Below are 21,727 nucleotides of genomic sequence, written 5' to 3'. Positions count from 1 at the left end.
ACCTACTCGATCACCGGAGGTGCGGCTCCACGCCGTCCGGCCTCCCACGTCTCTCTGTCTTCCACCAGGTAGTCCGGGCGAGCGGCGCCGCCGTCCTGGTCCTCGTCGTTGGAGTCCTGTCGCCCGACCGGACCACGTACAAGGCCCGCGCCCCCCGCCGTGAAGCCCCTCGAACCCGAGCCGGATCCGGCAGCGCTACGAGGCGTGCCCACAACGCCCTTCGAGCTGGGAGTCCCACGCCCGCCAGGTCGAGTCGCAGTGTTGGTTCCGCCGGCTCCGATCACCGTTGCGCGCGGAACACCACGGGTTCCGCCAGTCGAGTCTGTGCCTGGAGCGGTGCGCTGTGGAGTCCCGCCCATGATGGCCCTGGCGCGCCCAGTACGCGGTCCAGGCGACTTGGAGGTACTTGTAGGACTACCTGCCGTGGGCCTGCCACCGGTCACGCTGGTCCGGCCGGCGGCAGGTGGCTGACTCCCGCCTCCGCCAGGGCGTCCAGACGGGCCTGAGCCCGGGCCGCCGCCAATGGGTGCCGGACGCCCAACCGGAGCGCCGGTACGCCCAGTTGCCGTAGGCCCGCTGCTCGTGGGGCCACTCCTTCCGGGCTGTCCCACTGCTCTGGGCAGCCCGGTCGGTGGCGTGGAGCGTCGCGAGCCACCTGTCACAGGGTTCACAAACTGATTCACCATGGGCGGATTCGGCCCTGCACTCGGGCCCGTGGGATTTGCAGTCGGCGGCGCGGGGGACACGTCGGGAACTGTCACGGGGGCCGGTGGCGCCTTCACACTGTCGATCTCCGTCGAAGTGCTTGTGTCCGGCGTGGGTGCAGTTCCGAGTGCCTCGATTTCAGCTCGATTGCCGGGGGCCCCTGGGGTGCCAGTAGCAGCCGAGACACCGCGCTCTGAGTGGCCCTGTGCCGTGCGGCTGCCCAATTCCTCCGAGCTTGCGGAAGGGACGTTGGGTTCGCTCCCCTTCTCGATTTGCCTCAGCGGCTTCGGCATCGCAACATCAAGCTTCTTCTCAAACCGCGGCGGCTCCTGCGCCGCAAGCGTCTCCTCCGAAACCGAGTAGTACGACGCCAGCCGGTTCGCCTGGTTGATGGCCTCCTGGCGGTCCTTCTCGACCTTCACCGCCGCGGCGTACTCCGGGTTCCCGTCGATCCGTTTCGGGGTCTCGATCTCGTCGACCGACTTGCGTACCAAGCGGCTGTCGCGTGGCGGCAGGGACTTGCGCACGGAGGCGAGGCCGGCACCCGCGACCGTGATCTGGGTCCCGGCCGCCTCTGCGAAATCACCCAGTTTCGTGGCATGGGCGACCAGGCCTTTGCCCCAGTCGCGGAAGGCAATGCCGGACTCGCCCTCCCAGTCGACATCCCTGAGGAAGTCGCCCAGCTCCTTTGCCGCGTCCTTGATGGCTGTCCTCGCCTTCAAGAGCGCCTCACCCGCGTTTTCGAGGTGCTCCGGATTGGAGTTCTCGATCAGGTCGATCATCGCGTTGAGCTCGTGGCCCTCGAACGAAGTCCGTCCTGAAGGGCCCGACCCTCCCAAGGGGAACAGGTCCATGACCTCCTGGACCTGCCGGTTGACGTCAGTGACGATCAACTGGTTCTGGACGCGCTGATGGTCCTGTGCCTGCTGTTCCTTGGGAGTCAGCTCCGGCTGCTTCGGATCACTCATTCGGCTGCCCACCCCGAGTCACTCTTGTTGTCAGTGCTTCCGTGCTCAGGCTTGTCGGTCTTCTCCCCGTGCGCCTTCTCCTGCTCCTTGTCCAGGCGCGCCTGGATCTCGTAGAACCGGCGCCGAACCTCGTCGTCCACGTTGTCGAAGCCGACGGCCGCCGCGTGCACGCCCAGGCTCAAGTACTCGATCTGGTCACCGAGCGACTTGGAGAGCGAGACGAGCGCCTCGTGGACTCGGTTGTACTGCGTGTACAGCCCGTCCGCCTCCGCGAAGCACGCGTTCTGGCCGCTCAGTGCGGCGCGTGACACCCTCTGCGCCGCGATCTTCGACTTGCCGGCGGCCGACCCCTCAAGGTCGGCGAGCAACGCGTTGACACGACTTTGGAACTTCTCCAGCGCGCCAACACCGCGCCGGAGGTCGCCTGGACCGGCCACGATCCTGCCCTCCCCGTTTCCCCGATTCCCCGTTTGCTCGGACTGTCACTCGTTGCTTTCGCACTCACGTGAACAAGTCCGGCTCATCCCAAACCCTAGTCACTGGCTCCGACAGGGCCAACCTTCTTATCCATCACGTGACTTCCGCCGATCGATTCCCGGCCGAGAACCGCCTGGACCGCCGGCGGGCATCGCGCACGGCCACGGCGACGCCCGCTATCGCGGCGACCAGCACCGCTCCGCCCACCACCACATAGGTCGCCAGGCGTGCGTTGCGTTCGTCCGCCGTTTCGCCCAAGTGAAGTTCGGCCGGCGTCGGCGCTTCGCCCTTGCTCACGCCCTCGTGCGCCACCGGGCGCTCGATGGGCTTGTCGTCCTCCGTCAGGGCCCGCACGGGGTCGACCACACCCCAGCCCACCAGGTGGTCGTGGCCCGCCACCGAGCGTTCCGCCGTCTGCTCGATCTGGGCGACGATCTGTTTCTGCGTCCAGTCCCGGTGCTTGGCCTTGATGAGGGCGGCGACTCCCGCGACGTAAGGGGCCGAGAAGCTGGTGCCGTTGTCGGCGCAGTGTCCGCCGTCGGGGACCGTCGAGATCATGTCCACGCCGGGGGCGGCCACGCCCACGAAATCGCCGGACTGGGAGAAGGCCGCCCGCTCGTTGTTGCGGTCCGACGCGGCCACGGCCAGGACACCGTCGTACGAGGCCGGGTAGGTCTTCTTGACGTTGCCGCCGAGCCCGTCGTTGCCCGCGGAGGCGACGATCACGATGTCCTTGGCCAGGGCGGCGTCCACGGCGTCCTTCAGCACGCCTTCGGGCATCACCGCGTTGGCCGTGTCCTGGGAGATGTTGATGACGTCCGCGTGGGCGGTGTCGGCCGCGTAACTGATGGCGGTGGCCAGTGTTTCGGCCGTGCCGTGGCCCTCCGCGTCGTTCTGCTGGATCGGGATGATCACCGCGTCGGGAGCCAGGCCGGTGAAGCCGGTGCCCTTCACCTCCCGTGCGGCGATGATTCCGGCGACCTTGGTGCCGTGCCCGACTCTGTCGGTGGTGCCGTTCTCGTTGCCGCGCTCGATCTTGTTGCCGTTGTCGTCCTTGATGCCCTTCTTCATGAAGTTGTGGCCGCTCTTGGCGTCCACAGCCCCCTTGAGCTGGGGGTTCTTGATGTCCACGCCCGTGTCGATGACCGCCACCCGCACCCCCTTGCCGGTGGACTGCTTCCACAACTCGTCCATCAGGACGCGCTGCAACGACCAGGGGCGGCCCGCGTACATCTTCGAGGGGAAGGTGCACTGGGTGGAGTCGTCCGCCGCCGCGGGCGGCACCGGCAGTGTGACGAGGAGGACGGCGGTGGCGGCTGCGGCCGCCAGCGGACGCCCGTACGGATGCGAAGAGGAGTGCGTCGTCATGTGGATACGCCCCTCAGGAACCCTGCGGCTGGCGGGCCGCGCCCGTGGACAGGCGCGGTCCCGTGGGCAGGAACGAGGACCAGGCGGCCGGGACGGGAGCGGGCACGACGTCCTTGTAGCCGAGCCGGTTCTGCGCCTGTTGTGCCTCCTGCTGCCGCTGCTCCCGCTCCTCCTTCGTGCCCGATTCACCGATGCCGGAGTCGCCCTGCTCGCTGTCGCCGTTGGACTGCATGGCGTAGCGCAGACCGGTGTCGGTGACCAGGAAGAGCGGGCCGGAGTCCGCGCTGGACCCCTTGAACTGCCGGAAGAGCTGCCCGGATCCGGGGGTGACGTAGGCGCTGCTGGAGCCGGTGGGAAGCGTTGCGGGGAAGCTCGTGCCGACCCATGTGCTGAGCGTGGTGGCGCCGTTCTTCGTGTCGACACCGCGCAGGACGTTGCACACGGTGTTGCGGCGGCCGGCCTTGGAGCTCGCGGAGTTGACGGGCTTCGGCTCGCTCCTGGGCCAGTCGAAGTTCTGCCCGAACCCCTTGCCGGGCACGAACGCTCCCGCGCTGACGGACCTCGCCTTGCCGTCCTGGCCGAGCTTGACCAGGTCCCGCCTGCTGAGCAGGAGCTTCGCGACGAAGTCCGACACGGGGGCGACCCGGCCGGGCAGCACCACGTACTTCTGGGTCCTGGTGCCGGAGGTCGCCGCGAGGACCATGCCCACCTTGTTCGCCTCGTGCGGCAGCTCCCCCTGGATGCCCGCGTCGGCGCCGGGGACTCCGCTGAGGGGCGGGAAGTCGACCGCGTCCCCGGTGTGCAGGGTGGCCAGCCACGCGGCGGACACCCGTTGCGGGGTGCGGCGGTTGTCGAGCAGGGCGCGCAGCAGCAGTTCGTCCTTCTTCACCTTGTACGCCTTGCCCTCGGCGTCCACGATGTAGCGGGTTCTGTCCGGTCCGGGCCCCTCGACGTACATCAGCTCGCCGCCGTGCAGCCGTCCCGCGCCCTCGGTCTTCTTCCGGTCGCGCTCCGAGAAGACGAACGCCGCCTTCAGGATGGCCCTGCCGCCCTCGCCGGGCCGCTCGCAGACGGCCCACCGCTTCTTCGAACCGGCCTCGCTCCCGTCCGGCAGCCGGTCGGGGGCGTACGGGATGCCGAGCGTGGCGCCGTGCGGGATCTTGCCGTTGTCGAGCACGGATTCGTCGACGTTGATGACCTGGCCCTTGTCCGGGTCGAGCAGGAGCTTGGCGGAGGACATGTTCAGCACCGGGTGGAGCTGCGTCTTGCCGTCGGTCTTCAGCACCACGTAACGCGTGGTGGACTTACTGGCGATGATGACGTTCTCGTAGGGCGTGTCCCACTTCTGGGGTGCTACGGGCTTGAACATCCCCCAGGCTCCGAACACCGCGATGACGACGACGCCGACGATCGCTCCCGGCACCACCGCACGCAGGGGGCGCGGCGCGCCCTCCTCCGAACCGCTCGGGTTGGGTTGCAGGAACTGTGCGATCAACCTCCGCTTCGCGAAGGTGTAGGCGTTGAGTTCGTCCCGCCGTGATGCCATCTGTCCGCTGCCCCTTTTCCCCAGTGAGCGACCAGGTTCCCACACGCACCGTGGGCCGCTGCCGCCGACTGGGCTCCCCGCTATGCCTGTTGGCAGTCGGCCTTCGCTGCTCGGGTAGGGTGATCGCCCGGTCAACACCCGTGAAAAAACTGTACATACGGATACAAGGGGGCAACGCGGCGATGGGTGCAGCGACGCGCGAACGCACGGGGCGGTCTACCCATCGAGTGTCCGGCCCTTCACGACGGCAACGTGGCAACGAGCCGGCCGCCGCCGCTCCCGCCCCGCCGGTGGGCGTGCCCGCGAAGACGACTCTGCGGTCGGTCTCGCGTACCGGCCGCCCCGCCGGTCTGCTGCGGCGGATGGTGCTCGTCGAGGCGGCCCTGGCGGTCGCCGCGGCGGGTTTCGCGCTCGGCGGTCCCTGGCCGGTGCCCATGGTCTCGGTCGCCTGTCTGCTGGTACTGCTCGCGGTGGTACGTCGCCGGGGCCGTGCCGTGCAGGACTGGCTGTCGACGGCGCTCGCGCTCCGCGACCGCAGGCGAACGGCCGTGGCGTCCGACGCGGATACGGAGCCGCAGCTGGCGCCGGTGGCGGAGAGCGTGCCCGGCTTCGCTCCGTACATCTATGTCGACCGGGACCGCCGCACGGTGGGCATGGTCGGGGACGGTACGTTCCTGACTGCTGTCGTACGGGTGGAGGCTGGCGGTGAATCGCTGCGCCAGGCGCGCGGGGCGCGGGCGCTGCCGTTGTCCCTCCTGGGCGATGCCCTTTCGGTGGACGACATCGTGCTGGAGTCCGCGCAGCTCGTGCAGCAGGTACGCCCCGCTCCGGCGCAGCACCTGCCGCAGCAGTCGGCGGCACGGCTCTCCTACGGCCCGCTCCAGGAGCAGGTCGGTGCGCCCGCGCTGCGGATGACCTGGGTGGCCGTGAAGCTGGATCCGGAGCTGTGCCGGGAGGCGGTCGAGGCGCGCGGGGGCGGCGTCGGCGGTGCTCAGCGTTGTCTGGTCCGGGTCGCGGACCATGTGGCGAGCCGGATCACCGGGGCCGGCTTCCGTGCCGTGGTGCTGGACCAGGAGGAGTTGCACTCCGCCGTGGCCACGTCCGCCTGTGCCAATCCGATGCTCTCGGCCCGCGCCGGACGCCCGGACGCCCCGGCGCAGCGGCGGACGACGGAGACGACGAGGGTCTGGCGGTGCGACGACCGCTGGCACACCGCCTATGCGGTGGACCGCTGGCCCGAGTTGGGCCGGGGGGCGACGCCGCTGCCGCGCCTCGTCTCGCTGCTGACCTCGGTTCCCGCGTACGCGACGACCTTCAGCCTGACGGTGCGGTCCGGTTCGCACCAGGGCGAGGTGTCGGTGTCCGGCCATGTGCGGATCACGGGCGGGTCCGATACGGAACTGGTCGGAGTACGAAGGACGTTGGAACAAGCCGCACGGCACGCCAAGGTCGGCCTGGTGCGGCTGGACCGCGAGCAGCTGCCGGGCGTGCTGGCGACGCTCCCGCTGGGAGGCGCACAGTGACGCATCGCATCGGTCCCAGGCGGGGGCTGCGCGGCCCGCGCCACGCGGGGCACACTCTGACGGCGGACCACCTGGGCGCGCTGTCGCTGCCGGTCGGGGACGACGGCGTCATCATCGGCACGGATGCCGAGGGGCACCCGCAGTTGATCGGGTTCCACCGCCCCACACCGTATGACGTGCTGCTGATCGGCGGTCTGTGGACGGCGCAGGTGCTGGCGCTGCGGGCGGCGGCCACCGGGGCACGGGTGGCCGTCGAGACCGGACGGACCCAGGCATGGGCGACGCTGGCGCAGGCCGCGGGAGCCGGTCTTGAGTGTGTCTCCCTCCACGACGTGGGACGCGTTCCGCCGACCGGGGCGACCGTGGGCAGTCCCGTGGTGGTCGTGCGGGACTGCGGGATGCGCCCGCCCCGTGGCCGGGTGGTGTCCTCGCCCTGGCAGTCGGTGCTGACGCTGCTGCCCTATCTGAGTCCGGTGGCGCCCCGGCTGATGCGGTCGTCCACACTCGTGGGGGTCCAGCGGGTCTCGCCCGAGGAGGCGGCCCAGATCGGCCGGATCCTGGGGCTCGCCCGGGCGGAGGTCGAGGCCCTGCCCACCCTGGCGGACGGTGTCACGCTCTGGGTGGCGGGCGGCGAGCGCCACTGGGTGATGACCGGTGCGACGGACATAGAGACCGGACTGCTCGGCACTGCCCGCCGGATGGACTGAACTCTTCCGTTCGCGACCCTGGGCCTTCCGCTTCCGGGAGGATGGCGGGGAACGACACGGTTCGATCGAAGGGACGCCGACATGGGCACCCAGCAGGAAAAGGAAGAGCTCTACGCTCTCGACATCTCCGATGTGGAGTGGCTGAGCGCACCGGGTACCGAGAACGTCGAGGAACGGGTCGAGATCGCGCACCTGCCGGGCGGCGCGGTCGCCATGCGCTCTTCGTTGGACCCGGGGACCGTGTTGCGGTACACGGAGGCCGAGTGGCGGGCTTTCGTACTGGGTGCGCGGGACGGTGAGTTCGACCTCAAGTAGGCAACGGTCCGGTGAAAGGGTGGCTGTCCCGACTGGGTGGTCACCCTTTCATCGCGCCTGGTTATGTTCACAATCGACCGCTTTGGCCTGCGTGCTCTGCCGCACGCGGGGCGCTCGGCGGCAGCGCGTGACCTACTGGACAGTTTCTGCCGTGCGATACGGCCTGCCGCAGTGAGCCCGATGACGATTAGGGTGGGTCGGGGCGCAGCGGAAGAACCTGCGGGCAGGCGATGCGCGTCCCAAGGGGGAGAGCCGGGCGGATCAGACAACGGGAACGGTCGCCCCCACCCACCACGGCACAAGGGTGCTCGACCACACCAGGAGGCAAAGTGAACGGCGATCGGGACGAGATCCGCGGGGGCTGGAACAAGCCCGTCGACGAGTCGTCCGACGCGGAGCCCGCCGAGATGACGGGTGAGTTCACCATCGACTACACCCCGCCCGCCTGGTACACGCAGAACGCGCCGGGGGACTCGTCGGGCGGTGCCGGTACGCATCTGGCGCCTCCGCCGCCGAGCGGAACACCGCTGTCCGTGCCCGCGCCGTCCACCGGCGGCGGTTTCGACTCCGACTGGACGCCGGCTCCGCCCCAGCCCATTCCCGCGCCGCCCGTTCCCGCGCCGCCCACGCCCGCCGCCCCCGCCCCGGTGCCGGTTCCCGCCCAGTCCTCGGCGGGTGACGCCGCGCCCGCTCCCGCGGGCAGCACGGGGGAATCCGGCGGTGCGCCGGACCCGTTCGGGGGCGGCGACGTGGAGAGCGGCTCGACGATGCGCTTCTCGCCGGCCTCGCTGAAGCGGCAGATCGCGGAGATCGAGGGGCGTCCGGCGGACGAGGCGGGGGACGGGAGCGGCGCGGGGGACGAGTCCCGGGCCGCCTCGGGGCCGGGTGTCGCCGAGGCCGGTGCCGGTGGTCGTGATGCCGGTGGTGACGGGAGTCCGGGTACGGGCGACGCGCCCGATTCCGGCCCTGCCACGCCCCCCGGCGCGTCCGCCGAGGAGCCCGATGGCGCTGCCGCCCCGGGCCTCGGCACAGATCTTGCCGCCGCCCCGGTGGACGGGCCGCAGGACTCCGCGCCCGCCGACGCCGTCGCGGACGCGGCGCCCCAGGACGTACCGCCCACCGGCGCACCGACCACCGACGTACCGCAGGGCGCCGTCGCGCCCGTCGCGCCGAGCCCCTGGACCCCGGCACCGCCGCAGGGCGGTCTGCCGCCGCTGCCGCCCGCCTTCCAGCCCGCCGCGCCGCAGCCCGTCGCGCCCCAGCCGGCCCAGCAGTGGCCCGCCCCGGGCCCGACCGGCCAGGCGGCTCCCGGCGGCTACGGATTCCCGCAGGGGCAGGCGCCGCAGCAGCCGCAGGCACCCATGCCGCCACAGGGCGGTTACGGCTTCCCGCAGCAGCCCGCTCCCCCGGCTCAGCAGACCCCGCCGGGCGGCTACGGCTTCCCGCAGGGCCAGGCACCGCACCAGCCGCAGCCGCAGGCGCCGCACCAGTCTCAGGCGCCTCAGCCGCCGCACACACCTCATGCACCTCATGCAGCTCAGCTTCCGCAGGCGGCTCAGGCGCCTCAGCCCTCCCCGGCTCAGCCCTCCCAGGGTGCTCAGTGGCCCGCGCAGCCGGGCGCCCCCCTGCCGCCGCAGGCCCCCCAGGGCGCCCTGCCGCCGGCCCAGCCCGCGCCCCACCTCCCCGCGCAGGTCACCCCGCAGCAGCAGGCCCAGCCCCAGGCTCCCCAGCAGCCCCAACACCCGCAGCAGGGGCAGCCCGTGGACCCCCGCACCGGTGGTGCCTGGCCGACCCCGGTCACGCACGATCAGCGCGAGCGTTCCGTGCCCGGCGCCCCGCTCGGGTACACGGCGGCCGTGGAGCTCTCCTCCGACCGGCTGGTCCGGGGCAAGCAGAAGGCGAAGAGCAGCCGCAACCCGTCCGGCGCGTCCCGCTTCAAGCTGGGCGGCAAGAAGGAGGAGGCCGAGCGGCAGCGCAAGCTGGAGCTGATCCGTACGCCCGTGCTGTCCTGCTACCGGATCGCGGTCATCAGTCTCAAGGGCGGCGTCGGCAAGACCACGACGACCACCGCTCTCGGCTCGACCCTGGCCACCGAGCGGCAGGACAAAATCCTCGCCATCGACGCCAACCCGGACGCGGGAACGCTCGGCCGCCGGGTGCGCCGCGAGACCGGTGCCACCATCCGCGACCTGGTCCAGGCGATCCCGTACCTCAACTCGTACATGGACATCCGCCGGTTCACCTCGCAGGCGCCCTCCGGCCTGGAGATCATCGCCAACGACGTGGACCCGGCGGTCTCCACGACGTTCAACGACGAGGACTACCGGCGCGCGATCGACGTGCTGGGCAAGCAGTACCCGATCATCCTCACCGACTCCGGCACCGGCCTGCTCTACAGCGCGATGCGCGGGGTGCTGGACCTCGCCGACCAGCTGATCATCATCTCCACGCCGTCGGTCGACGGCGCGTCCAGCGCGTCCACCACACTGGACTGGCTCTCCGCGCACGGCTACGCGGACCTCGTGCAGCGCTCCATCACCGTCATCTCCGGGGTCCGCGAGACCGGCAAGATGATCAAGGTCGACGACATCGTGCAGCACTTCGAGACGCGCTGCCGGGGCGTGGTCGTCGTACCGTTCGACGAGCACCTTTCGGCCGGTGCCGAGGTCGACCTGGACATGATGCGCCCCAAGACCCGCGAGGCGTACTTCAACCTCTCCTCGATGGTCGCCGAGGACTTCTCCCGCGCCCAGCAGCAACAGGGGCTCTGGACCTCGAACGGCTCCACCCCGCCACCGCAGTACGCCCCACCGATGCCCGGCCAACAGCAGTACCCCCCGCAGCAGCAGCCGTACCCGCCGCAGCAACAGCAGCCGTACGGCGGCCAGCAGCCCCCGCAGCCCTACCCGCCGCAGCCCGGCCCCGCCGGGCCGCAGCAGAACGGCTGGCAGCAGGGTCGGCCCGGCCTGCCGGGACAGCCGGTTCCGCCCGGGCCGCAGGGCCCCGTCCCGCCCGCCGGATGGCCGCAGCAGCCGCCGCCAGCGCCTCAGCAGTAAGGCATCAGAGGTCTAAACCAATGAGGGCCCGCACCGTCTCCACGGTGCGGGCCCTCATTGCATTCCCGCAGACCACACGCGGTTTCGATGACCGTTGACGCAGCTCGACCCCCGCTGATAAACCTTCGCTTCACCAGCTGGCGAACCACAGATCAACCCGCCTTCTCCGTGCGAGTCATGACGCGAGGTCCCTGACCATGGTCGAAAGAGTTCCACCACGCTCCGCCCAGCCACGCTCACGCCTGCGTGTCCTCCTGGCCTCCGGTGCCGCCGCTCTGGCGCTGGCCGCCGGTTCCGTCGTCCCGGGTGTGCCGCTCGGTCCCGCGCCGCAGCAGGCGCAGGCCGCCGACAGCGGAAAGTCGACGCTGACCGTCGCCGTCGCACAGAGCGTCGACTCGCTGAGCCCGTTCCTCGCTCAGCGGCTCATGAGCACCAGCATCTCCCGGCTCATGTACGACTTCCTCACCAACTACGACCCCAAGGACAACCACGCGATCCCCGGCCTCGCCACCAAGTGGGAGCCGTCCGCGGACAAGTTGACCTGGACGTACACCATCCGGCCCGACTCCAAGTGGTCGGACGGGCAGCAGGCCACCGCCGAGGACGCGGCCTGGACGTTCAACAAGATGATGACCGACGAGGCCGCCGCGCAGGCCAACGGCAACTTCGTCGCGAACTTCAAGAAGGTGACGGCTCCCAGCCCCACGCAGCTGGTCATCGAGCTGAAGGAACCGCAGGCCACCATGGCGGCACTCGATGTGCCGATAGTGCCGAAGCACGTCTGGGAGAAGGTCGGTGACTTCTCCAAGTTCAACAACGACAAGGCGTTCCCGATCGTCGGCAACGGGCCGTTCGTCGTGACCGACTACAAGGTCGACCAGTACGTGAAGCTCAAGGCCAACAAGGACTTCTGGCGCGGCAGGCCGAAGTTCGACGAGCTGGTCTTCAAGACGTACAAGGACCAGGACACGGCGGTCGCCGCGCTGCGCAAGGGCGAGGTCTCCTTCGTCGCCGGCTCCCCCGCGCTGACGCCCGCTCAGGCCGCGTCCCTCAAGGGCGACAAGAACATCAAGGTCAACGAGGGTCCGGGCCGCCGCTTCTTCGCGCTGGCCACCAACCCGGGCGCGCAGACCAAGGACGGCAAGAAGTTCGGCAACGGCAACAAGGCCCTTCTCGACCAGAGGGTGCGCCAGGCCCTCTTCCTGTCCATCGACCGCAAGACCATCATCGACAAGGTCTTCCAGGGCCACGCGGTCGAGGGCCAGGGCTACATCCCGCCGCGCTTCTCCGCGTACCACTGGCAGCCGACCGCCGGACAGAGCCTCGCCCACGACCCGGTCAAGGCGGGCAAGCTGCTCGACGAGGCGGGCTACCGGCTCAAGGGTGACCAGCGGATCGGCAAGGACGGCAAGCCGCTCGACCTGCGCATCCTCTGCCACGCCACGGACCCCAACGACAAGGCGGTCGGCAAGTACCTCAAGGAGTGGTGGGGCAAGCTCGGCATCGGCCTGAAGGTCGACTGCCTCGACAACGTCTCGGTGCCCTGGTACGCGGGTGAGTACGACCTCGCCTTCGACGGCTGGTCCGTCAACCCGGACCCCGACTTCGTGCTCGGCATCCACACCTGCGCCGCGCTGCCGGCCAGGGCGAAGGACAGCGCCACCACCGACAACTTCATCTGCGACAAGAAGTACGACGAGCTGTACAAGAAGCAGCTCGCCGAGTACGACCCGGCCAAGCGCGCCGGCATCGTCAATGAGATGCAGTCGTGGCTGTACGACTCCGGGTACATGAGCGTCATCGCGTACCCGAACGCGGTCGAGGCGTACCGCACCGACCAGATCAAGTCGATCACCACCATGCCCGAGGCGGCCGGCAACATCTACGGCCAGGACGGGTACTGGAGCTGGTGGTCGGCGGCTCCCGCTTCCGGCGGCAGTTCGGACGGCTCCGGCGGGTCGGGCTCGACCGGCGTCGTCATCGGCATCATCGTGGTGGTCGTGGTACTCGCCGGTGGCGGGTTGTTCATCGCGAAGCGGCGCCGCAACACGGCGGACGACCGCGAGTAATCACCCGGACGGGTCGAGAGGGGCCGGCCGGGGAACACTCGCGTCGTCGGCCGGCCCCTCCACGTGCAGCACGAGTAACGAGAGTTCCCCATGACAGCTGACAGCACTCCGGCGCTCGTGCAGGTCGCGGACGCGGACACCGAGGGCCCGGCTCCGGCCGGACCGTCGGCCGCCCGCGGTCCACGGGCGCGCAACACCAAGGCCTATCTCCAATACGTGGCGGCCAAGATCGCGGGAGCAGCGGTCTCGCTGTTCGCGGTCCTGGTCACCAGCTTCTTCCTGTTCCGGCTCATTCCCAGCGACCCGGTGAAGCAGATGACGGGCGGCCGGCCCGTATCCACCGAACAACTCGCCTCACTGCGGCGTCAGTTCGGCCTCGACCAGCCGATGTGGCAGCAGTTCACCACGTACGTCGGCGACGCCCTCACGGGCGATTTCGGCACCTCGTTCCAGTTCCACGCGCCGGTCATCGACAAGATCACCGAGGCGCTTCCGGCCACCCTGCTCCTCACCGGCACGTCGTACGTCCTGTACACCGCGCTCGGCATCTGGCTCGGCACCCGTACCGCCTGGCGCAATGGCTCCCCGAGCGACCGGTTCAACACCGCGTTCGCGCTGACGCTCTACTCGATTCCGGCGTTCTGGCTGGGCCTGCTGCTGATCATCGTCTTCGCGGTGGGCATCGGCCCGCTCCCGGGGATGTTCCCGACGGGCGGCCTGGAGTCGGGCAACGAGACCGGCTTCGCCTACGTCCTGGACGTGGCGCACCACCTGGTCCTGCCGGTGGTCACACTGGTCGCCGTCGGATACGCGCAGACGCTCCTGGTGATGCGCTCCTCGCTGCTCGACGAGATGGGCAGCGACTATCTGACGACGGCCCGGGCGAAGGGGCTGCGGGACGACGTCGTGCGCCGCAAGCACGCCGTGCCGAACGCGATGCTGCCGACCTTCACCCTGATGTTCGTGAACCTCGGGCATGTGGTCGCCGGACAGATCCTGGTCGAGACGGTGTTCTCCTGGCCGGGCCTCGGCGGCCTCTTCTACCAGGCGCTCAGCGTGCCCGATCTCCCGCTCGTGCAAGGGCTGTTCTTCGTCTTCGCCACCGCGGTGATCCTGGCGAACACCCTTGCCGATGTGCTCTATCCGCTGCTCGATCCCCGGGTGGGCCGATGACGACCGAATCCATGCCCACGCCCACGCCCACCGAGGCGGAGGCGGAGGCCGTGCAGAATCCGCGTGCGCTGGCCCGTGCGCGCAAGCGCCGGTCCATGGCCCGCTTCTGGCGGGAGTACCGGAGCCACCGCAGCGGGCTGTGGGGGCTGGGCGCGCTCGTCCTGATCGCGCTGATCGCCGTGTTCGCGCCGCAGATCGTCGGCGCCGACTCGCAGAGCGTCACCGACGCCCCCGGTGGCGCGCTGGAGTCGCCGAGCGGCGAATTCCCGCTCGGCACCGACCAGTTCGGGCGCAGTGTGCTAGCGCTGCTGGTCTGGGGCACCCGGGTCTCGCTGACGGTCGGCCTGCTCGCGGCGTTCCTGTGCGTCGCCATCGGTACGGTCGTCGGCATCGTCGCGGGCCATTTCCACGGCTGGTACTCGACGGTCCTGATGCGGATCACCGACTGGTTCCTGGTGATGCCGACCCTGGTCCTCGCGATCGCGCTCGCCACGGTGATGGACCGCTCGATGTGGACGGTCATCATCGCGATCGGGGTGACCACCTGGCCGACCACGGCCCGGCTGGTCCGGGCCCAGACGCTCGCCGTGGAGTCGCGCCCGTACATCGAACGGGCCCGTGCGCTCGGCGGCGGCCACGGGCACATCATGGTCCGGCACGTGCTGCCGAACGTGATGCCGCTGGTGCTCGCGCAGACCACTCTGGTGATCTCCAGCGCGATCCTCACCGAGGCCACCCTGGCCTTCCTCGGGCTCAGCGACCCGACCACCACCTCCTGGGGCGGCATGCTCCAGGACGCCCGCGAGGCGGGCGCGGTCAGCGCGGGCGACTGGTGGTACCTGGCACCGCCCGGTATCGCCATCGCCCTGGTGGCCCTGGCCTTCACACTGTGCGGCCGCGCCATCGAGTCCGTCCTCAATCCCAAGCTGGGGGTGGCCCGTTGAGCACGACGAGCATCCAGAAGACACCGCTTCTCGACGTGCGGGACCTCACGGTGACGTACGCCGGCGGAGCGCAGGCCGTCCGTGGTGTGAACCTCTCCGTCGACGCCGGGCAGAAGCTCGGCATCGCCGGTGAGTCGGGCTGCGGGAAGTCGACGCTGGCGCTCGCGCTGCTGCGGCTGCTGCCCGCCGGCACGAAGGTGTCCGGCCGGATCCTGCTGAACGGCGAGGACGTCCTCACCATGAAGTGGGGGCAGGTCCGGGCGGTGCGCTGGGCGGGGGCATCGATCGTCTTCCAGGGCGCGATGCACTCGCTCAACGCGGTGCACCGGATCGGCGACCAGATCGCCGAACCGATCCTGCTGCACCGGAAGGCAACGCAGGCCGCGGCGGCGAAGCGGGCGGGCGAACTGCTGGAGCAGGTGGGACTGCCCGCCGCCCGCGCCACCGCCTACCCGCACGAGCTCTCCGGCGGTCAGCGGCAGCGCGTGATGATCGCGATGGCGCTCGCCTGCGACCCGGGGCTGATCATCGCGGACGAGCCGACCACGGCCCTCGATGTGATGATCCAGGCCCAGATCCTGCGTCTCATCGAGCAGCTGGTGTCCGAGCAGGACCTCGGTCTGATCATGATCAGCCATGACCTCGCGGTGCTCTCCGACACCTGCGACCGGCTCGCGGTGATGTACGCGGGCCGGGTCGTCGAGGAGGGCCCGGCGTCCGAGGTCTACGAGAACGCACACCATCCGTACGGCAAGGCCCTGTCCGGCGCGTTTCCGCGCATCGGCGATCCGGCCTCCCGGTTCGCGCCCCGCGGGCTGCCCGGCGATCCGCCGGATCCCTCGGCGCTGCCCGGCGGCTGCACCTTCCACCCGCGCTGCCCGGTGGCCCTGGAGTCCTGCGCGAGCGAGGATCAGGTGCTGCGGGACGCGGGCCCGCGGCGGCGGGCCGCCTGTGTGCTGGTGGAGCCGGGGGCGGCCGGGGTGCCGGCCCTGCCCGGCGCCGAGGAAGCAAGGAGCACACCATGACACCCACCACTCCCCTGCTCAGTGCCCAGGGGCTGCACGTCACCTTCCCCGGCCGGCGCGGAGCCGCCCCGGCGCGCGCCGTGGACAGCGTCGACCTGGACATCCGGCCCGGCGAGATCGTCGCGCTGGTCGGCGAGTCCGGCTGCGGCAAGACGACGCTGGCCCGTTCGCTGCTGGGCCTGGTCCCGCCGACGTCCGGTCGGGTCACCTTCGGCGGCAAGCCGCTCGACTACGCGAGCCGAGCGCTGAAGACATATCGCAAGCGGGTCCAGCTGGTGCTCCAGGACCCCAGCGGTTCGCTCAACCCGAGGCACACGGTGTACGACGCCGTCGCCGAGGGCCTGCGGATCCACGGGTACGCGGGGGACGAGCGGGCGGCGGTCACCGAAGCGCTTTCCCGGGCCGGTCTGCGGCCGCCGGAACGATTCTTCCTGCGGTATCCGCACGAGCTGTCCGGCGGTCAGCGCCAGCGGGTCGTGATCGCGGGGGCGCTGGTGCTGGAGCCGGAGCTGATCGTGGCCGACGAGCCGGTGGCCTCGCTGGACGCCTCGGTGCGCGGCGAGATCCTGGCCCTGTTGCTGCGGCTGCGTGACGAGCTGGGTCTGTCCGCGCTGGTGGTCACGCACGATCTCGGCCTGGCGTGGAACATCGCGGACCGGGTCGCGGTGATGTACCTGGGGCGGATCGTGGAGACGGGCAGGGTCGAGGAGATCCTGACGGCCCCGCAGCACCCGTACACCCAGGCACTGCTGTCGGTGCTGCCGGAGTCCGGGGCGGAGCCGGTGATCCTGACCGGCGAGCCGCCGGACCCGTCCAGGGTGCCGTCCGGCTGCCGGTTCCACGCCCGCTGCCAGGTGCTGGCCTCGGGCGAGGCCGAACGGGCGGGCGTCGCGGACGACTGCCGCACGAAGGATCTGCCGGTGCTCGCGGGCGGCGGCGAGACGCAGGTGGCCTGCCACTGGGCGATCGCGGCCGCGAAGGCACGGACCTAGTACGGCATCGGAGCGAACGACGCGGGGCCGGGACCGTACGGACGGTCCCGGCCCCGCGTCGTCCCGCGAGGGAAGAGGTTCAGCCGCGCTCGTACGCGGACACCAGCTCGCTGCACCGCTTCACATCGGCGGCCATCGCGACGAGCAGATCGTCGATCGAGTCGAACTTCAGCATCCCGCGTACGTACGCGAGGAAGTCCACCGAGACGTGCAGCCCGTACAGGTCGAGGCCGACCCGGTCGATCGCGTACGCCTCCACCGTCCGCTCCGTGCCGTCGAACTGCGGGTTGGTGCCGACCGAGATCGCGGCGGGCATCGCCTCGCCGTCCACGTTCAGCCAGCCCGCGTAGACGCCGTCGGCGGGGATCGCGGTGTGCGGCAGGGTCTCCACGTTGGCCGTGGGGAAGCCGAGCTCACGGCCGCGCTGCGCGCCGCGGACCACGATGCCCTCGACCCGGTGCGGGCGGCCCAGGATCTCGGCGGCGCCCGCGACATCGCCCTCGGCCACCAGCCGCCGGGTGAGAGTGGAGGAGAACGGCTCGCCGCCGCCCGCCTCGCCACTCACGTACAGGTCGATGACCTCGACGCGGTAGTCGTAGGTCTCACCGAACTCGGTGAGCAGTTGTACGTTGCCGGCCGCCCTGTGGCCGAAGCGGAAGTTCGGCCCTTCGATGACCAGCTGCGCGTGCAGCTTGTCGACCAGCACCTTCACGATGAAGTCGGCCGGTGCCAGCTTCGAGAACTCGGTGGTGAACGGCAGGATGAGCACCGCGTCCACGCCGAGCTCCGCCATCAGCTCGGCACGCCGGTGGTGCGGGGCGAGCAGCGGCGGGTGGCTGCCGGGCCGTACGACCTCGCTGGGGTGCGGGTCGAAGGTCACCACGACCGACGGCACCCCCAGCTCGCGGGCGCGCTCCACGGCCCGGCCGATGATCACCTGGTGTCCGCGGTGCACCCCGTCATAGGAGCCGATGGTGACGACGCTGCGTCCCCAGTCCTGGGGGATGTCCTCCAAGCCACGCCAGCGCTGCACTCTGACCGCTCCTCGCCCGAACCTGTGTACGTGGGTTTGTCTCTTACGCAGGTCTAAGACTGCCATGCTCACGCCGCGCGGCCTGCATCGGCATCGCCTTCGGGCTTCCCAGCGCCTCCACCGTCCGCCGTGCGCCGGGGCCGACGAGCGCCGCCCATTCCTGCGGGGCGTCGGCCAGCCAGCCGGTGACCAGGGCGGCGAATCCGGGCACGTCACGGGCGAGTGCGACCAGCCCGCGGTCGAAGCGGGCCGCGCCCTCGGGGGTACGGACCAGCAGCGTCCCGGTGCGGTGGACCAGGGCGCGGGTACGGGCGGGGGCGCGGGTGCCGGAGCCGGTCGCGGCGGCCCGCAGCAGCGCGTCGAGCACGGCCGGATCCCGGTGGGCGTCCTGCTCGAAGTCCAGCAGGACCTCCAGCAGCTGTTCCCGCAGCGGCCCGGAGGCGGGGCTCCCGGGCGCGGCGAGCACCCCGGCGAGCGCGCCCCGTACCGGCGGCGGGACGGGGCGGTCCCGCAGCAGCCCGGTGAGCAGCGGCAGCAGCAGGGCACGGGCCGCGGGGCCGCGCTCCAGCCTGCGGTCGAGGTAGGAGGCCGCGTGCACGGTGTCGTCGGGGTGGCTGTCGATGTAGGCGCGCACCAGTCCGGCGGTGTGCAGGGCGAGCGCGGGGGCGTCGATCCCGGCGAGCGCGCACAGCGCCTCGCCCGCCCCGTCGTCGGGCCGGGTGAGCCGTTCCCGGTACGCGGCGAGCACCGGCTCCGGGTGGGAGGGCAGGGCGGCGGCGAGCGCCTCGGCGGACGGCGCGGGCCCGCCCGCGACGAAGGCCCGCAGCGCCTGCGGGAGGTGGCGGCCCCTGGTCTCCGGATCCTGCACGAGGAAGGTGAGCGCGGCCCCGTGCAGAGCGGTGTCCGCCGGGCGGGCCAGCAGGGCCAGGACCGATCCGCGCAGCAGCGCGCGGTCGGCGTCGAGGGTGGCGTGGGCGGCGGTGACCAGGGCGTACGAGGCGGCTGCGGCGCGGCGGGCGCTCCGGTCCTCGTCGTGGGCCCAGCGGTGGACGGCCCGGCAGAGCGCGGACGGCTCGTCCTCGGCCAGCGCGCCGAGCAGCTCCTCGGCCCTGGGGTGGGGCGTCGCGACGAGCGCGTCGGTGAGGTCGTCGACGGCCAGGTCCCGGCGGGCGTAGAGGAGCGCCTGGGCGGCGGCCGCCACGGTCGGCCGGAGCGTGCCGCCGTCCCCGGCGGGCAGCGGCCGCTCGTCGGTGAACCAGTCGCAGAGCAGTGGCTGCACGGTACGGGGCCGGTCCACGAGCAGTCCCGCCACGGCGTCCAGGAACCGCTCGCCGTCATCGCCGTCGGGGTACGTGCCGCGGGCCCGGTCCCCGTCGCCGCGCGCTTCGCCGCCGTGCGGGCCGTCGGCGGGAACGAGTCGCCGGAACAGATCGATCCGGTCCTTCTCGGAGAGCCTGAGCCGCCGCCAGAACCACGGCCCGAACGCGGCGTACGTTCCCGGACCCCCGGGCCCGCCGGAGGCCGCCCGGCGTACCACCCGACCGGCCAGGAGCCGCAGCACGCCCAGATACGGGCGGGCGTCGGGCACCCGGAGCAGGGTCTCGGAGAGCAGCCGGACCGCCCACCAGCGGGCATCGTGCCCCGCCGCCCCGTCGCGGCCGGGGACGGCCTCCCGGACCGTGGCGGAGTCCGCCGCGCCCGCCGGATCCGTCCGCGCCGGCAGCTGGTCCAGCGCCGCGATGAGATCGGCCAGCTGGTGGGAGAGCACGGCGGGACCCCTCCGGCGGCCCAGGAGCAGCAGCGCCTGGATCACCGGGCCGATGCGGTGGCGGGGTACGGGCAGGGTGCGCGGCCCGGTCGCCGCCACCGGCAGGGCCGCACGGCCCTGGCCCGACCCCGGCCGCCGGGGACGCGGGACACGGCGTTCGTCGGCCGCCGCCCCCGGCTGCCCGCCCCGCTTCTCCTGCGCGTGCCACCGGTGGACCAGCGCGTACAGCGCCGCGTCCACGTCCAGGTGGGCGCCCTGCACCCAGTCCCCCAGCTCCTCGTGCGCGAAGCGGTACCCGGCGCCCGCCGGGACGAGCAGGCCCTCGGTGAGGACGGCCGACGCCCAGCCCGTGCGCCAGGGGAAGACCTCCTCGAAGACCTCCCGGCCCAGCTCCCCCTGCCCGGGGCCCAGACAGCGCCGTGCCGCCTCGTGGACCTGCCCGGCCACCCGCGCGGCCAGCCTGCGGACGGCGCCGCCCCCCGGTGCGGGGCCCGAGGCCGCCGCGATCCGGACCGCGACGCGCAGGCACATCAGGTCCAGGTGGGCGGCGAAGACCTCCTCGGTGCCGGGCTGCCCGTCGACGTCCCCGGGCAGCGCGGCGCGCACTTCCGCGAGCAGGCGCAGGGTGAGCGGGTGCCGGTCGTGGCCGGGGGCGAGCGCTCCGGGCGGGACGGCGTACCGCTCGGCGGCCCGTGCCGCCTGGTCCGCGGTGAGGTCGCCGAGGCGGACCGCCGGGGGCAGCCGCCCGGCCGGCCGGGCGGGGCGGTGCAGCGCGCCGGGCGGGCAGAGCGTCCCGGTGCTCTCCCAGTACTCGGGTCCGCAGGCGACGACCAGCCGTGCCCCGTTGTCCCGCAGCCATTCGACGGTGGCGGCGGTCCACCGGGCCGACTCGTGGGCCAGCGCGGGCGGCATCTCCTCGGGGCCGTCCAGCAGGACGAGCAGCGGGCTCCCGGACTCCTCGGCCAGCCGGGCCACCCGCTCGGGGCCGGCGGTCGACATGTCGCCCACGGCTCCGGCGGCGGTCACGATGCGTCCGGCCCGGCGCAGCGTACGGGCGACGGCGTCGGCCACCGAGGTGTCGTCGGCCAGCAGATCGGCGCCGCGCAGCCAGAGAGTGGGGGCGGGCACCGGGCCACGCGCCCGGCGTGCGGTGAGCGCCGCCAGTTCGGTGGTGCGGCCGGTGCCCGGAGCTCCGACCAGGGCGAGGACGACGGCGGCGGTGCCGACGGGCCCGCCCGGCGCGGACGAGGGCCGGTCCGGGCCCGCGAAGGCGGCGAACTCGGCGCTGACGTCCGGGCGTTCGACCGGGTCGGCCGGGGCGTCGGGTCCGCCCGCCGAGCCGAGCGAGGTCGCGGTGAGGTGCAGGGCGCCCGCGAGATTCAGGTCGCGTCCGTATCCGGGAACGCTCGTCGCGTTGCGGCGCAGCAGATCGTCGAGCGGGCCGCCGGTGCCGGCCACCCGGAGCGGCACGGCGAACCCCGCGCCCTCGTGCCCGGCGCGCAGCGCGCCGCCCAGCACGGCGACGACCGCTCCGCTGGCCGGGTCGACGACGGGCCCGCCCACGGCCGTGCCACCGAGCCGCAGCGCGTCCCTGCCGTCCGTGCCGAGCGCCAGTTCCAGGGCCGCGCCGATCCGGTGGCGGCGGCCGTTCGCGGTGTACGTCACGGGGGCGGTGCCGAGCACCCGGGCCTCGCGCCAGCCGTGTGCGGCGATCGTCACGTACGTACCGGCGTCGATCCGGTCCCGCAGGGCGATCGGGGCTGGCTCCACGCACAGCTCGACGGGGCCCCCGGGGTGCAGCAGGGCGAGGTCCAGTTCCGGCAGCGCGGTGATGTCGCCGGACTCGACGGTGCGGCTGCGGCCGTCCGCTCCGTGCAGGACGAGCCGGGTGGCGCCGTCGACGGCCTCGTGGCTGGTCAGTACCGTGCCCCGGTCGTCCGCGACGAACCCGGTCCCCCGCGGCCGACCGGCCGAATCGCAGATACGTACCAGCGCTGCCCGGTCCCCGCTTGCCATGGTCCGAACGTTAGGTCCGATGATCGGCGCCTGTGCCGCTCA

Annotated in this window: 15 protein-coding genes; 9 read left to right on the top strand and 6 right to left on the bottom strand. The window is 71.9% G+C overall.

Annotation, left to right across the window (positions count from 1 at the left end; genetic code table 11):
• Nucleotides 1–2 precede the first annotated feature (2 nt).
• The 4 genes from ACGF8B_RS40490 to eccB all read right to left on the bottom strand — a co-directional run bounded on the left by ACGF8B_RS40490 (nt 3) and on the right by eccB (nt 5,064).
• Entirely contained in the window at nt 3–1,673 is a 1,671-nt protein-coding gene (locus ACGF8B_RS40490) for a hypothetical protein (protein ID WP_392747741.1), read from the bottom strand.
• Complete coding sequence (locus ACGF8B_RS40485; protein ID WP_392747761.1) at nt 1,670–2,113, bottom strand: hypothetical protein; 444 nt, start codon at nt 2,111–2,113, stop codon at nt 1,670–1,672. Before ACGF8B_RS40485 ends, ACGF8B_RS40490 begins: the two co-directional genes overlap by 4 nt.
• A gap of 130 nt (nt 2,114–2,243) precedes the next feature.
• Complete coding sequence (gene mycP, locus ACGF8B_RS40480; protein ID WP_392747739.1) at nt 2,244–3,518, bottom strand: type VII secretion-associated serine protease mycosin; 1,275 nt, start codon at nt 3,516–3,518, stop codon at nt 2,244–2,246.
• 13 nt (nt 3,519–3,531) lie between these two features.
• Nucleotides 3,532–5,064 carry a type VII secretion protein EccB gene (gene eccB, locus ACGF8B_RS40475; RefSeq protein WP_392747737.1) on the bottom strand — a complete coding sequence of 511 codons (1,533 nt, stop codon included), beginning with the start codon at nt 5,062–5,064 and terminating at the stop codon, nt 3,532–3,534.
• A gap of 182 nt (nt 5,065–5,246) precedes the next feature.
• Between eccB and eccE the strand changes: the two genes are divergently transcribed.
• The 9 genes from eccE (at nt 5,247) to ACGF8B_RS40430 (ending at nt 16,868) form a co-directional block, all read left to right on the top strand.
• Entirely contained in the window at nt 5,247–6,587 is a 1,341-nt protein-coding gene (gene eccE / locus ACGF8B_RS40470) for a type VII secretion protein EccE (RefSeq protein ID WP_392747735.1), read from the top strand.
• On the top strand, nt 6,584–7,294 hold the full coding sequence (locus tag ACGF8B_RS40465) for a hypothetical protein (protein ID WP_392747733.1): 711 nt from the start codon (nt 6,584–6,586) through the stop codon (nt 7,292–7,294). Before eccE ends, ACGF8B_RS40465 begins: the two co-directional genes overlap by 4 nt.
• Nucleotides 7,295–7,375: 81 nt before the next feature.
• Nucleotides 7,376–7,609 carry a DUF397 domain-containing protein gene (locus ACGF8B_RS40460; protein ID WP_342282636.1) on the top strand — a complete coding sequence of 78 codons (234 nt, stop codon included), beginning with the start codon at nt 7,376–7,378 and terminating at the stop codon, nt 7,607–7,609.
• Between the two features lie 329 nt (nt 7,610–7,938).
• On the top strand, nt 7,939–10,665 hold the full coding sequence (locus ACGF8B_RS40455; protein ID WP_392747731.1) for an SCO5717 family growth-regulating ATPase: 2,727 nt from the start codon (nt 7,939–7,941) through the stop codon (nt 10,663–10,665).
• A 197-nt stretch (nt 10,666–10,862) separates the two neighbouring features.
• Nucleotides 10,863–12,734: an ABC transporter substrate-binding protein gene (locus ACGF8B_RS40450; RefSeq protein ID WP_392747729.1), complete on the top strand. Its 1,872-nt coding sequence runs from the start codon at nt 10,863–10,865 to the stop codon at nt 12,732–12,734.
• A 90-nt stretch (nt 12,735–12,824) separates the two neighbouring features.
• On the top strand, nt 12,825–13,907 hold the full coding sequence (locus tag ACGF8B_RS40445) for an ABC transporter permease (protein ID WP_342282633.1): 1,083 nt from the start codon (nt 12,825–12,827) through the stop codon (nt 13,905–13,907).
• Complete coding sequence (locus ACGF8B_RS40440; RefSeq protein ID WP_392747728.1) at nt 13,904–14,851, top strand: ABC transporter permease; 948 nt, start codon at nt 13,904–13,906, stop codon at nt 14,849–14,851. Before ACGF8B_RS40445 ends, ACGF8B_RS40440 begins: the two co-directional genes overlap by 4 nt.
• Nucleotides 14,848–15,876 (top strand): ABC transporter ATP-binding protein, encoded by a 1,029-nt coding sequence (locus tag ACGF8B_RS40435; protein ID WP_392747727.1) that lies wholly within the window; start codon nt 14,848–14,850, stop codon nt 15,874–15,876. The genes ACGF8B_RS40440 and ACGF8B_RS40435 overlap by 4 nt, the downstream gene beginning before the upstream one ends.
• Nucleotides 15,873–16,868: an oligopeptide/dipeptide ABC transporter ATP-binding protein gene (locus ACGF8B_RS40430; RefSeq protein WP_392747726.1), complete on the top strand. Its 996-nt coding sequence runs from the start codon at nt 15,873–15,875 to the stop codon at nt 16,866–16,868. The genes ACGF8B_RS40435 and ACGF8B_RS40430 overlap by 4 nt, the downstream gene beginning before the upstream one ends.
• Before the next feature lie 79 nt (nt 16,869–16,947).
• Here the strand turns inward: ACGF8B_RS40430 and ACGF8B_RS40425 are convergent, their stop codons facing one another.
• Both ACGF8B_RS40425 and ACGF8B_RS40420 read right to left on the bottom strand, forming a co-directional pair.
• Nucleotides 16,948–17,901, bottom strand: a complete 954-nt coding sequence (locus tag ACGF8B_RS40425) for a bifunctional riboflavin kinase/FAD synthetase (protein ID WP_392747724.1) — start codon at nt 17,899–17,901, stop codon at nt 16,948–16,950.
• Nucleotides 17,902–17,944: 43 nt separating this feature from the next.
• Nucleotides 17,945–21,685 carry a trypsin-like peptidase domain-containing protein gene (locus tag ACGF8B_RS40420; RefSeq protein ID WP_392747723.1) on the bottom strand — a complete coding sequence of 1,247 codons (3,741 nt, stop codon included), beginning with the start codon at nt 21,683–21,685 and terminating at the stop codon, nt 17,945–17,947.
• Nucleotides 21,686–21,727: the final 42 nt, after the last annotated feature.

It is taken from the genome of Streptomyces sp. NPDC047917 (genome assembly GCF_043204345.1).
Lineage (GTDB): Bacteria > Actinomycetota > Actinomycetes > Streptomycetales > Streptomycetaceae > Streptomyces > Streptomyces sanglieri.
This window is presented reverse-complemented; position numbering and strand designations above follow the sequence as displayed.

What these genes read in the sequence shown, in the direction of transcription:
- mycP (WP_392747739.1), bottom strand. Translation starts at nt 3,518, where the DNA reads ATGACGACGCACTCCTCTTCGCATCCGTACGGGCGTCCGCTGGCGGCC.
- ACGF8B_RS40420 (WP_392747723.1), bottom strand. Translation starts at nt 21,685, where the DNA reads ATGGCAAGCGGGGACCGGGCAGCGCTGGTACGTATCTGCGATTCGGCC.
- ACGF8B_RS40440 (WP_392747728.1), top strand. Translation starts at nt 13,904, where the DNA reads ATGACGACCGAATCCATGCCCACGCCCACGCCCACCGAGGCGGAGGCG.
- ACGF8B_RS40450 (WP_392747729.1), top strand. Translation starts at nt 10,863, where the DNA reads ATGGTCGAAAGAGTTCCACCACGCTCCGCCCAGCCACGCTCACGCCTG.
- ACGF8B_RS40445 (WP_342282633.1), top strand. Translation starts at nt 12,825, where the DNA reads ATGACAGCTGACAGCACTCCGGCGCTCGTGCAGGTCGCGGACGCGGAC.
- ACGF8B_RS40430 (WP_392747726.1), top strand. Translation starts at nt 15,873, where the DNA reads ATGACACCCACCACTCCCCTGCTCAGTGCCCAGGGGCTGCACGTCACC.
- eccE (WP_392747735.1), top strand. Translation starts at nt 5,247, where the DNA reads ATGGGTGCAGCGACGCGCGAACGCACGGGGCGGTCTACCCATCGAGTG.
- ACGF8B_RS40460 (WP_342282636.1), top strand. Translation starts at nt 7,376, where the DNA reads ATGGGCACCCAGCAGGAAAAGGAAGAGCTCTACGCTCTCGACATCTCC.
- ACGF8B_RS40490 (WP_392747741.1), bottom strand. Translation starts at nt 1,673, where the DNA reads ATGAGTGATCCGAAGCAGCCGGAGCTGACTCCCAAGGAACAGCAGGCA.
- eccB (WP_392747737.1), bottom strand. Translation starts at nt 5,064, where the DNA reads ATGGCATCACGGCGGGACGAACTCAACGCCTACACCTTCGCGAAGCGG.